The organism is Acinetobacter sp. YH12218 (assembly GCF_013417925.1).
Classification (GTDB): domain Bacteria; phylum Pseudomonadota; class Gammaproteobacteria; order Pseudomonadales; family Moraxellaceae; genus Acinetobacter; species Acinetobacter amyesii.
On sequence record NZ_VPDB01000042.1, the window covers coordinates 16481 to 29631 of the forward strand.

A 13151-nucleotide genomic window follows, 5' to 3' on the forward strand; every position below is an offset into this window, starting at 1 on the left:
TCCTAAGCTGAATCGAGACCTTTTGGGTGAGTACTGTACACGTGTTTTGCACCACTGACAGCATGCTACTCTTTTCAATCTCTGTAACACCCTTGAGATATATAGTAGTGATATAGATGAGGGATTGTTTCCCTGAAAATTACTGTTTTTAGCTTATTTTAAAAATATTTTTCACATTTAAAGATATATTGAAAATATTTTTCCCAACTATGGTTTTTTAGCATTTTTTCCATCTTATAAATGACTTTTCACGAGAATTTCCGCCATAACTTAGTACTCAAACAACAATTAATTATGCTGTTCAAAGCAAACTATTGCTTCTTTTTACTCATTTCGGACAGTAAATCCAACTGAATTTCCTGAATCGTGGCAAGACGATCCCATTGATGCATCAACAAATGATCTATCTTTTCATGTAAATGGCGAATTTCTAATTCAGCTTTTAAATTCACTTGATAATCATTCTCCGAACGCATGCGGTCTTTAGCTTCTTGACGGTTTTGGCTCATCATAATAATGGGCGCTTGTATGGCAGCGAGGCAAGACAACATCAAATTCAGCAAAATAAAAGGATAAGGATCAGCAGGATGCTTCACCATCACTACCGTATTGACTAAAATCCACACCGCTAAAAACAATGTAAAACAAATAAGAAATGCCCAGCTGCCGCCGAATGTTGCAATTTTATCCGCTAGCCTTTCGCCAAAACTCCACTGCTGATCCAGCTTTTCTTCAACATTTTTGCTAATCAGATCATGCTGCTGCATGCTGTTCAGCACTTCATATTCTAAATTGGAGACTTCGCCTTGTTCGGAGTTCAAAATTGACTGTACATATTGCATACGGTATTTGGTTAAATCAGTTTGGCAAATATAGTCCTGAGCACCGGATTCAGGAAAATCCTGAGCAATTTCTTCTGTAATGACTTTACGCACGGTTCCCATCGGAATCATATTTTTCAGTGGGAAACTTTTTTTGCACACCAAACAAGTACGGCATTCTACTTTCCCGTTCATTCTTGCCTTGCCCAATTGAATTTTATGTTCTTTTGAGCATACTGTTTTGCCTAAATTCAATGCAAGCAGCTTGTGCTTTTACACCAATATTTTTTATGATTTAAGCCTATTTTAGATAGTGCAGTGCAATGTAGGGTGTTAAATTCAAAAGTAAAATACCAATTTTATAAACAGCCATTCCACCATAATGAATAGCGTCAAACTGCTGATCGCTCAACTTAAACCAATGCCCATGCAGGCGTTTCATCCAATCTTTAGCAAAGACAAATACTACAAACCAAATGATTAAAATCAGATAGTTAATCACTAAGCTATACAGCAAGAAATCGCTTAAATGACTCAAGTTCATGGCAAATCTCCTAAGCGTATTTTTATCCTTAGTTTATGCCCCTTTCGAGCAATTGAATATTGCTTTTAAATTTCCGCTTAGATTTGGACTATTTTTACGGGAGATGCCTGACGATCTTTGAGCTTGTGCTGATTTAACTGGTGTGGTTTGTTTTGTGCGGATTAAAGAAGTAATGATTTATTATTGTTTTTTATTTTGGCTTAAATTTTTGGGGTGGTATAAGAGAAAACAATGTTGTTTACTTCAACTATCATCACTTTGTAAGTCATGATCTTATAGCCTATAAACTTCTGGTTTATAGCGTCCTAAGCTGAATCGAGACCTTTTGGGTGAGTACTGTACGCGTGTTTTGCACCACTGACAGCATGCTACTCTTTTCAATCTCTATCACACCCTTGAGATATACTTTAACCAAAGGGCATCGGGATTAATTTCCTAAGTTTTTCTAATTTTCTGCAAATTCAGCAAATTTTTTCAGCCATTTTAGGTTTGGCAGGATATTTTATCTTTTCAGCTCATTTCAGCGTTTTTTATCTGCAGATATGGTCAATTTTAAGAAAATTTTCTTTCACAACAGACCAAACGTGCAAACACAGGGTCAAAATTAAAATATATCGCCGCTGAACATTCCCCCTACGCTTCAATTATCTACATTGATTATGACTCACAAAACACCGCTCAGTGAGTAACTAATGATCTAGATCTATCTTTGTTCTACTTATTGAACTGATGTTACGCAGTAACATCAGAAGCGCAATTTGCTTCAAATAAATGAACGATACGCGGTAACGTCATTCGCAAGTGTTTTAGACAGGGCTACTTTTAATCAAAAATGTTTTTGCGATACTGTGAATAATTTGACGGTAATGAGCGAGTTTTGCGGTGAGGAGCATTGCTCCGCAAGATGGTTTCCTTGCGAAGCTTTGCTTCTCATTTTGCCGAATGAGAAACAATGTTTCGTAAGAGTACCTCCAGCCGAAGGCTAATCCTTTTATTCAATCCCTAGATATAAGACACCGTCGAATAGAATTAAAAATCATTTTAAAAATGCAAAACTACTTTTAAGTGTGTAACATCTGTTATTTAATGGATGATCTATTCAACGCATTATTGGTCAATGAACTAAATAGCTTTGTATCCACTGTGCGCTAAACCACCAACCACTACATGCCGCCATACCACAGAGTAAATTGGCCAAAATTTTATTCATTCGACTGAGGTCTGATGTATATATTTTGAGATTGATCAGATAAGCAATCACGGCATAAACCAGTCCAATCGCACCACCAATGATGATCAAGATCAAAGGCCATGCTGCATAGGCATGCGCCTCTGCTGGATATTTTGTAGAACGGATGGTTTCTGTGGTCATGCTGTATATCCTGTTAATAACGCGATTACCTGTTTTAGTTAGCAATTTCTGCGCCATTTTTCCTGGATATACAGCGTTATTTCAAGGTACATACATGTTGCATTTCTAGCTTTGACTACAACACTTATCACAACCGACAACTTTTTCTGTTGGCCAGCTCATACGTGCACGCTTATAAGCGAGTTCAAAATTGGCAAAATAACCAATCAATATTTGCTGGTCAAATTGCGGCATGTCTACACATCCTTGCGTACCATTGTGAATTAAATGCGAGCCATTCGTTAAGGCATTTTCATCGACTATAAATTTAATCATCTACCATTCCCCTCATTATTTTTTATAAAATTCAAAAGATTAATAAATCCATATAAAAATTATGTGATTTATAATCACATAATAAAATTATGCCTTTATTGTTCAAAAATCAATCGAATTTTAAAGATTTTTTTAGGCGTCTCTTGGATGACTTAAACGCAGAATGATGTGCTCTTTTAGGACAGATAGTGAAATTGCTCGATAGTATTTTTTTCGCTTAAGCCGAGTGCTTTGAATGTTGAGTAAAGGTATTTTTCACTCGAACTGACATCAACAAATACGACGTCCAAATCAGACAACCTATATTACTCGTCGCTAATTGTATGAGGGTCTGTGTATCAGTAGCACTTCTTATAATTTTTAAAATCTTTATCAAACACAGCCAAAACTCAGTTTCGGATTTTTATTTCTATATTTATTAAGCATAACGCAGATCACTCACTCTAAAAGATGGATTCATTTTAGAGTGGAATCTTGACTGGTTTATAAAGGGGTATCGACCTGTACAGCTCGTTTTTGGCAAATACGTCGAACCATCCAGATCACGATTGCAATCACTAAGATCACCACAAAAAATGGAACTAAAAAGGTCAATACTGACAAGACAGCAGCGCCAATCCATTCCCCTGTAGATAAGATCGGATTTGCAATGCCACCTGTGGTTGCGATAGATACGCCACGCGCTGCAACGGTACTCATTTGCACTGCTGTTGCTGTACCACCACCCACGATAATTGCTGCCGCCCAACTGGCAAACTGTGACATTTCACCTGAGCTTACTGCCATTGTGGCGATGGTCCCTGCAATCATGGCTGCAGGTGTTGAAATGGTGTCGAGGGCATTATCTACCCAAGGAATATAGTACGCGGCGATTTCACAAACCGTCGCAATTGCTAAGCCGATACATACTGCAGGCATAGACAACCATTCGAATCCTTTCATTGGTTCGAATAGTCCTAAAATGGATGCAACACTCATCACCAATAAAGGTACAAAGACACGGAAGCCACAGGCAGCACTTAAGCCAATACCAATACACAGTCCTAATATTGTTTCCATGGGCTTCTCCGAACGGTTAAACGTACAATTTGTTTTTATATATGCTGTGTTATACGTTAGCAAAAAGCCCTATCGCGTGATAGGGCTTTTCTTTCTAAACAGCGGATAACTGTTAGTGTTTTGCAGCTTAGGCATTCTTATTGTTAAATTGATTGCCTTGGCATTTGGTACACGGTGGTAAACGATCAGTACCAATTTCTAAGTAGACGCGGTGTCCGCATTGAACACAAAAATAGAAGCCTGTTCCGGGTTTTTGACCAGCAGTAACCATTTTTGTTCTCCATGTGTTTTTAGAAATGGTAGATTCAGTATAACCTTCTTGTGATGAATGTCTATTGGTCATTTCGACAATTGATAATGGCATTTAGGCAAAGCATAATTTCGTGTGGAAATTTTGGTGGGTTTCTAATTTGAATTCATTAGGTTCAAAAACCTACATAGGTTCAATACAATACGAAAACTTTAAGTCATGATGAATTTTCTAAAAACCTACTCATTTTGATAAAATAAAACATAAAAAACATTAAGATATTTACATATGTGATACCTATAAATGTGATAAAACTTCCAATAATAAATAACATAAAATCATAATAATTATATTCCCCATTAATCATTAAACCAATAATACTGAATATATACGGTAAACTCTCCTTAAAAAACAAACCTAATATCAAAAAAACACCAATAAAAATATAGAAAAACTTATGAATTAAGCTTCTTTGAATAACGAGTTTTTCTAAACGATAATTTTCTCTACTTATATAATTAAATTTCTTACCCTCAAATCCAGCTTCAATAGCTTTCGAAATAATACATCCATTTTTTCTGTATAAATAATAAACATCAAAAACCACATAAAAAACAAGCAATATAGTTAGAGTAAGTAAATCAAAATAAGACTTACCAAATAGAAAATATATAAATAAAACAAAGAATTACCAAACATGCTGACATCCAATCTTTAAACAAAATTAATGCTGTTTCTTTAAAAAAAATACTGCCGAAAAAGTAAAAAAACAATAATAAAACATTGGTGATTAAGATTAAAAAACAATCAAAAGAAAAAACACCTATCATTACATTGAAAAATAAAATGACAGTAAAATAGCAAAGCATAGTTCCTAATTGAATATCAGATAAAATCTTTTTAGGAAGTAGTTCCACATTATTAAAATACATAAATTAAATATCTCAGCTTTATTATTTTTATTTAAAAAAATCTATTAATTAAATCACCACCATTAAATTAAGGCCATTTCTAACTCCCACTAATTTATCATCCTATATTTGGTAATCTTGGCTTCAACTTATTTACTCTATAAAAAACCCCACATAAATGTAGGGTGTTTTTTAAACAATATCAATTACTTTAATCTCCCCCTTGCGAAGTAATACTTCTCATCTTTTAAAAGAGGGGAACTCCCTCCTTTGAAAAAGGAGGGCTAGGGAGGATTTAAAGAATTACATCAAGCCACATTCCCTTCCAAGAAATCCTGTGCAAAACGCTGCAATACACCGCCCGCTTCATACACATGCACTTCTTCTTCGGTATCCAAACGGCAAGTCACAGGCACTTTAATGATTTCATTTTTACCATCAGCAGTTGAACGCTCTACCACCAAAGTCAGGTCAGAACGCGGCGCAATATTGCCAATCACGCTATACAGCTCAGTACCATCCAGCTTCAAAGTTTTACGGTCAGTCCCTGCTTTAAACTCAAGCGGTAACACACCCATACCCACCAAATTTGTACGGTGAATACGCTCAAAACCTTCCGCCACAATCACTTCTACACCTGCAAGGCGCACACCTTTGGCAGCCCAGTCACGGCTCGAACCCTGACCGTAGTCTTTACCTGCAATGATGATGAGCGGCTGCTTACGGTTCATATAAGTTTCAATCGCTTCCCACATACGCATCACTTCGCCTTCAGGCTCTACACGCGCTTTTGAACCTTGTTTGATCGTGCCGTCAGAACGAACCACCATTTCATTAAACAATTTCGGGTTGGCAAATGTTGCACGCTGCGCAGTCAAATGGTCACCGCGGTGGGTTGCGTATGAGTTAAAGTCTTCTTCGGGCACGCCCATTTTATGTAAGTACTCACCTGCAGCCGAATCCATCATGATCGCATTTGAAGGCGATAAATGGTCAGTGGTGATATTGTCAGGCAAGATCGCAAGCGGACGCATATTTGCAAGTGTACGCGGTGCAGCCAAAGCCCCTTCCCAATACGGCGGACGGCGGATATAAGTACTTTGCGGACGCCAGTCGTATAACGGGCTTGCCGCTTTTTCACGCTCACCCAAGTCAAACATTGGGATATACACTTTCTTAAACTGCTCAGGCTTCACCGCTTCTTTTACCAGTGCATCAATTTCAGCATCTGACGGCCAAATATCTTTCAGGTAAATTGGATTACCGTCTTTGTCATTGCCCAGTGAATCGGTTTCGATATCAAAACGAATCGTCCCTGCAATCGCATACGCCACAACTAAAGGAGGCGAAGCCAAGAATGCTTGTTTTGCGTATGGATGGATACGTCCGTCAAAGTTACGGTTACCTGAAAGTACCGCAGTTGCGTACAAATCACGATCAATAATTTCTTGTTGAATTTTTGGATCTAAAGCACCTGACATACCATTACACGTGGTACATGCATATGCCACAATACCAAAACCCAGCTTTTCTAAATCACCGAGTACACCTGCTTCTTCGAGGTATAAAGCGGCTGCTTTAGAACCTGGTGCAAAAGATGATTTCACCCAAGGTTTACGTACCAAGCCCAGCTCATTTGCCTTACGTGCAAGCAAACCTGCTGCCACGGTATTACGTGGGTTTGAAGTATTGGTACATGAAGTAATGGCCGCGATGATCACCGCGCCATCTGGAATTAAACCTTCTGCTTCTTGCGCACGTGCTGCTTCTAAGTTGCCTGCAATCCCTTTGGCTTTTAGGTCAGCCGTAGATACACGTGCATGTGGGTTCGATGGACCTGCAATATTACGAGTCACTTTCGACAAATCAAAACGCAGTACACGCGGGTATTCCGCAGCGGTCATATCAGACGCCCAAAGACCGATTTCTTTGGCATAGCCTTCAACCAATTTCACTTGATCCGCTTCACGGCCTGTCAAAGTCAGGTAATCAATGGTGTTTTGGTCGATGTAGAACATCGCCGCTGTTGCGCCGTATTCAGGAGTCATGTTGGAAATGGTCGCACGGTCACCTACAGACATGCTGTCTGCACCTTCACCAAAGAACTCAAGGTAAGCACCTACCACACGTTCTTTACGCAGGAATTCAGTTAATGCCAACACGATATCAGTTGCGGTAATGCCTGCTTGACGCTGACCGACAAGCTCTACACCAATGATGTCTGGCAGACGCATCCACGATGCACGACCGAGCATTACGTTTTCAGCTTCCAGGCCACCCACGCCTACAGAGATTACGCCCAAGGCATCAGTATGCGGCGTATGTGAGTCTGTACCCACGCAAGTATCTGGGAATGCCACGCCTTCACGGTTTTGAATCACTGGAGACATTTTTTCCAGGTTGATTTGATGCATGATGCCGTTGCCCGCAGGGATCACATCGACATTTTCAAAGGCTGTTTTCGTCCATTCAATGAAATGGAAACGGTCTTCGTTACGACGGTCTTCAATCGCGCGGTTTTTCTCAAATGCGTCTGGGTCAAAACCGCCAAACTCTACAGCTAGAGAATGGTCAACAATCAGCTGCGTTGGAACAACAGGATTGACTTTTGACGGGTCGCCACCTTGGTCAGCAATCGCATCACGCAAGCCTGCAAGGTCAACCAATGCGGTTTGGCCTAAGATGTCATGGCACACCACACGTGCAGGGTACCAAGGGAAATCGTGGTCTTGTTTACGGTTAATCAGTTCTTTTAAAGACTGTTCTAAGATTGCAGGGTCGCATTTACGAACCAACTGCTCTGCAAGGACTTTAGATGTATATGGGAGTTTTGCGTATGCGCCTGGCTGAATATCTTCTACGGCTTGGCGTACATCGAAGTATTCTAGCTGGGTGCCTTGCAGCGGTTTACGGTAGTTGTTGTTCATAGCGTTCCTGCCCTCGGTCTTTCATTTTTTTGCGTTGTCTTTTTCATAGACAATTCATCTTTGTTCGATAGGCATACTACACTGCCGAAAACCCATTTCCCAAATCTCATATATTTCATAGAGTTAAATATAAAAACAGGGGTTTTTGAAATATTTAGTTACACTAACTTTGGAATATTCGCTCTAAATGTGAATTTTTTTGAAAAATAGCTGCAAATCTGCCTCATTCTTTAGTCTAAGGAAAATTGCACTGCATAATATTTAATCTAAATATCAACCAAATTGATTAAAAATCAGTCTTATCAATTTTAGTATTTAATAATCAAGGCATTAAATTATTTTATTAGCTCATTGCGCCTCAAAGTCATAATGTGAATCAAAACACGGTTTTATTATTTATTTTATCTTAATTCTCAATTTATCCCTATTTGCAGGGATAGCGTCGAATCACCCCACTCTCAGATAATAAAAGCACGACATACAAGCACAGTAATTCACTGTATTCGCCAAAATAATCACAATATTTACAAAACCTTAGCTAAATAAATCTGCGATTACTGTTCTACCGTCATTATGCTTTGGGGAAAGATCATGACAAAATTTAAAACCATCATTGGGGCTGGCTGCCTCTTAAGCTGTCTCAGCTTCATTGCCTGTGGCGACAACGACCAATCGACAACAGATTCGACGATTCAAGAAGAGGAAGTAGACTCACCGACTGTCATCTCGAATCCACCACGTTTGAAAGCCAATGCACAAGGTGAGCATGAACTGCTGATTGCCTATAAACGCCAAGCCTTATACGACCCTGAAACGGGTGAAAATGACCTATTACAGGTCAGAGGCTATCTGACTAAACCTGAACTCTGGAACTCGAAAAATAGCGATGGCAGTGTTTCGGATGTGTTGGTTGGCCCACAAATTCGTGCGAAACAAGGTGACAATTTAAAAATTCATCTGGTCAATCATCTCCCTGTTGAATCGACGGAGACCTGTCCAAGTCCAGTGACCAATATTAACCAAGGGAACTGTTTTAACACCACAAATTTACATACACATGGTCTCTGGGTTAGCCCGCAAGGAAATAGTGACAACGTATTTTTGAGCTTAAAACCTCAGCAAGATTTTCATTACGAATTTAAGATCGAACCGAATCATCCTGCGGGAACATTTTGGTATCACTCGCATGTGCATGGTTCAACCGCGATTCAGGTCTCAAGTGGCATGGCTGGCCCTTTGATTATTGAGGGAGAGCGGAAACCTGCCATTCGTCAGGGGCAAATTCAGCAGACTGGAGATTTGGACATCTTATGGAAAAATCAAAAAACCCAGCAGTATGACCATGAAAAAATCATGCTGTTCCAGCAGATTCAATACAATGAAGATTGCGACAGCAATTTAAGCCAAGTGAATGGTACACCCTGCATCTATAGCTTAGAAGATTATTCAAAACTCGATATACCGACCTCTTGGGCGGATGAAAATCGTTTTACCAGTATCAATGGCAAAATGTTTGGTGAAATTAAGGTGGATCAGAACCAATACCACCGCTGGCGCATGATTCACGGCGGTATCCGTGACACCATTGGTTTGACCATCAAAGAACTGCCTGATTCTGCGCTCTTTACCGCAGAGCAAACCCTGAGCGAATGTCAAAAGTATCAAAGCAAGTCGATGTCTTCACAGATTAAAACACTGAAAACATTACCGTTATATACCCTTGCACAAGACGGCTTAACCATGGGGAAAATCCAAAAGCACGGGATTGAAATTTTTCAACCGGGTTATCGTTTTGATGCCATGCTCGCCTTCCCGACCACCAATAAATACTGTGTATACGATGCCAAGCTGAATCTGGAAGATGAAATTAATGCGCCTGAATCAAGTCCGTTACTTCGTCGCGCACCAGAAGAAAAACTCAATACACAGCTCCTCGGTTGGGTCAATGTAAAAGCAACCCAACTACCGCAGCAAACGCCGTTTAACTTCTTAAAAAGTCAGGCCACCCAACTAAAACTGGCACCAGAAGTGATTGCACAGCTCGAACAGGGTGATTTATCAGCCTTTATCTCTCATGCGAGTTTAATGACTGCTGAAGTCGATGAAATGCTCAAAACAATGGCGAAGCAAATCACCAACTTTGACATTCTGTTCAATGCAGATGGCAGCTTTAAATTTGGTATTCGTCATGCCGAAGAAGGTACCTTGATCAGCTTTGGCGATGCCTACCATGATGAAGACCATACCCACCATAGCTATGTCCGCAAGCTTCCAATCGGGCAAACTCAAGAGTGGGAGTTAAGCAGTAATGTTGCCAGTCATCCCTTCCATATTCATGTCAATCCATTCCAAGTCGTGAAAATATTGAATGAAAATGGTGTCGATGTCAGTGCGATCGGCAGCTCAGATAAAGATGGTGCAGGAAATATTGACTCGCAATATCATGGAATGAAAGGTGTTTGGAAAGATACGCTCTTCGTCAAACAGGGCTATAAAATCTTTGTACGCAGTAAATACGAAAAATTTGAAGGCGACTTTGTGCTGCACTGCCATATTTTAGACCATGAAGATCAAGGCATGATGGAAACCGTGCGTATTTGTGGCGACCAATATGATTGTAATAGTGAACCGCCTTCACATCATTCCACTATGGATATGTCTGCAAGCGATATGCCGACACACAGTCACTAAGACCGATCTATGCTGTACAAAAGCCCATATCAATATGGGCTTTTTGTTTGCCTAACACTGCGGCTTGCTGCAAAATAACATGATTAATGATATCTAAAATTTATACTGAGGCTGGTCATGACAACGTCTATGGCATTCACATCTTTTTCTCTCAACGGTGTCGATGCACAAAAATTTCTACAAGGGCAAGTGACTTTGCATGTTGAACGCCTTGAAGAAAATGCAACACGTTATACTGCAATCTGCGACCTCAAAGGCCGTATTCACTTTGGTTTATGGCTCACCAAACACAGTGCTGAAAGTTTTTCTATTGTCACTACGGCAGATCAAGCCGAAGAATTTGCCAAACATATTAAAAAATTTGGTGCATTTTCTAAGATGAAACTTGAAGAAACTGGTACAGTTTTTCCAAGTTTAGTCAGTGATGAAACGACATTTTCTTCGGAACCGACGGATGTTGCAGCATGGGAAATTCAAGCGATTCAAGCGGGTCAGGCCTATATCGACCAAGCCATTGAACATGTGTTCCAACCACAAGAGTTACGTCTACATCAGCGTGAAGGTGTCCACTATGACAAAGGTTGTTATTTGGGTCAGGAAGTGATTGCACGTTTATGGTTTAAAGCCAAACCAAAAGCTTGGTTGCATGCAATTCAAGGCACGGGTACTGCTCCTGCACAAGGCGAACAGCTGAATAAAGGCGTACAAGTCGTCAATAGCGCGGCTGTAGATAATGGTTATGTAGCATTGGTTGTTGCTCGTCCAGAAGCTTTAGAAGAGTTAGATGTAACTGTTTTAGCCTTGCCTGAAGCATTGAATGGTGATGTGGCGCGTCCTGCTTAAGCATCTTAATTTTGAAAATAAGAGCCAAATTACAAAAGTTGTTTGGCTCTTATTCTGATTACTATTTAAAATTACAACAAAATATAAAGATTTATAAAAATGCTCATCCCTTTCCCATTTCGCTTTTTCTTATTGAATTGCCTCATTCTCTTCAGTTGTTTTATATCACCAAATATTTATGCCGAGATAGATTCAGCAGTATTGGAAGAGCTAAAAAATAGCAATGTGGTCGATCAAACCAACTCGCTTTCCCGCGATGAAATTGTCCAATTGAAAAAGCAAAACGAGCAGCTTTATCAGCAAAAGCATATCGACTTTAAAATTTTGATGATTCCCTCGACCAATGGAAAACCTATTGATCAATATGCACTTGAGATATTCAATAAACTTAAAATTGGCAATGAGAAGCTCGATAACGGCTTACTACTTTTGGTTGCAAAAGATGATCGTAAAATGCGGTTCGAGGTAGGTTATGGTTTAGAGGGAGATTTCACTGATCTAGAAGCTGGGCGCATAATTCGACACACACTCGCTCCAAATTTCCAAAATAATGACTATTTTAATGGCTTTAAAGAAACACAAAAAAAGTTACTAGATAAATCAATTACTCTTGGTAAACCTAAAAACGAAGATCAAAAAATAGATCACATTCTAAAAACAATAGCTGGAATATTTCTATCATTCTTATTGTGTATCCCACTCTATTGGTGTTACACAAAAGTGATTATTAAATTTGGTACTAATGGTGCCTTAGGTGCTTTTATTGGACTCCTTATCTTTGAAATTTTTATTCATCTGTAAGCGTCCGCTGAATCCCATACCTATTTTTTAATTCAATTTAGGTTTCCAGCAGTGCGGCAGCAATTCTTCAATTTGGGTCACTTTGTGTGTCGGTAACCTTTTCAGCACATCACTTAAATAGGCATACGGATCCAAGCCATTCAGCTTTGCTGACTGGATTAAAGTCATGATGTTTGCCGCTCGCTGACCACTGCGCAGCGAACCTGCAAACAGCCAGTTCTTGCGCCCCAACGCCCAAGGTCGCATTTGATTCTCGACCCAATTATTGCAAATAGGTAGATTGCCATCATCCAGATAGCGGCTTAAAGCTGGCCAACGCTTCAGAGTGTAATTGATGGCCTTGGCGGTGGGAGAACTCGATGGCACTGTCAGATGATGTTGGTTGAGCCATTCATATAGTTGTTGCATCACTGGTTGACTATGCTGTTGTCGGTATTCGCGGCGGTCTTCCGCTGTACCATCGGTCTTTTTCCTGAGCTCTGCTTCTATCGCATACAGTTTCTGAATCAGCACTAATGCCTGTTCAGCGACCTGACTTTTTTTGGTCACATGCAGTTCATGGAATTTACGACGCGCATGCGCCATGCAGCCCACCTCAATGACCTGACCTGATTTAA

Annotated in this window: 12 protein-coding genes; 3 read left to right on the plus strand and 9 right to left on the minus strand. The window is 39.8% G+C overall.

Annotation, left to right across the window (positions count from 1 at the left end; translation table 11 throughout):
- Positions 1-311: 311 nt before the first annotated feature.
- The 8 genes from FTV03_RS11955 to acnD all read right to left on the minus strand — a co-directional run bounded on the left by FTV03_RS11955 (position 312) and on the right by acnD (position 8199).
- Entirely contained in the window at positions 312-1016 is a 705-nt protein-coding gene (locus tag FTV03_RS11955; protein WP_180004727.1) for a DUF1003 domain-containing protein, read from the minus strand.
- A 106-nt stretch (positions 1017-1122) separates the two neighbouring features.
- On the minus strand, positions 1123-1365 hold the full coding sequence (locus tag FTV03_RS11960) for a DUF6868 family protein (protein WP_180004726.1): 243 nt from the start codon (positions 1363-1365) through the stop codon (positions 1123-1125).
- A 1114-nt stretch (positions 1366-2479) separates the two neighbouring features.
- Positions 2480-2737 (minus strand): hypothetical protein, encoded by a 258-nt coding sequence (locus FTV03_RS11965; RefSeq protein ID WP_180041520.1) that lies wholly within the window; start codon positions 2735-2737, stop codon positions 2480-2482.
- Between the two features lie 105 nt (positions 2738-2842).
- Complete coding sequence (locus FTV03_RS11970) at positions 2843-3052, minus strand: hypothetical protein (RefSeq protein WP_078191130.1); 210 nt, start codon at positions 3050-3052, stop codon at positions 2843-2845.
- A gap of 217 nt (positions 3053-3269) precedes the next feature.
- Positions 3270-3428, minus strand: coding sequence for a DUF2569 family protein (locus FTV03_RS18190; protein WP_180041521.1), 159 nt, complete (start codon positions 3426-3428; stop codon positions 3270-3272).
- A gap of 107 nt (positions 3429-3535) precedes the next feature.
- Positions 3536-4111 (minus strand): DUF4126 domain-containing protein, encoded by a 576-nt coding sequence (locus FTV03_RS11980; protein WP_180041522.1) that lies wholly within the window; start codon positions 4109-4111, stop codon positions 3536-3538.
- Positions 4112-4238: 127 nt separating this feature from the next.
- Positions 4239-4475: a hypothetical protein gene (locus tag FTV03_RS11985; RefSeq protein WP_143221616.1), complete on the minus strand. Its 237-nt coding sequence runs from the start codon at positions 4473-4475 to the stop codon at positions 4239-4241.
- A gap of 1105 nt (positions 4476-5580) precedes the next feature.
- Positions 5581-8199, minus strand: coding sequence for a Fe/S-dependent 2-methylisocitrate dehydratase AcnD (acnD, locus tag FTV03_RS11990; RefSeq protein ID WP_180041523.1), 2619 nt, complete (start codon positions 8197-8199; stop codon positions 5581-5583).
- 591 nt (positions 8200-8790) lie between these two features.
- On the opposite strand from acnD, the gene FTV03_RS11995 reads away from it, so the two are divergent.
- From FTV03_RS11995 to FTV03_RS12005, 3 genes are all read left to right on the plus strand, one after another.
- A complete protein-coding gene (locus tag FTV03_RS11995) occupies positions 8791-10890 on the plus strand; it encodes a multicopper oxidase family protein (RefSeq protein ID WP_180041524.1) in 2100 nt (699 codons plus the stop codon).
- 117 nt (positions 10891-11007) lie between these two features.
- Positions 11008-11733 carry a folate-binding protein YgfZ gene (locus FTV03_RS12000; protein ID WP_257220772.1) on the plus strand — a complete coding sequence of 242 codons (726 nt, stop codon included), beginning with the start codon at positions 11008-11010 and terminating at the stop codon, positions 11731-11733.
- Positions 11734-11832: 99 nt separating this feature from the next.
- Positions 11833-12534 carry a YgcG family protein gene (locus FTV03_RS12005; protein ID WP_180041525.1) on the plus strand — a complete coding sequence of 234 codons (702 nt, stop codon included), beginning with the start codon at positions 11833-11835 and terminating at the stop codon, positions 12532-12534.
- A 27-nt stretch (positions 12535-12561) separates the two neighbouring features.
- Here FTV03_RS12005 and FTV03_RS12010 read toward each other — a convergent pair.
- Positions 12562-13151: IS66 family transposase (locus tag FTV03_RS12010; protein ID WP_180041526.1), on the minus strand; the 590-nt coding region annotated here is incomplete at its 5' end.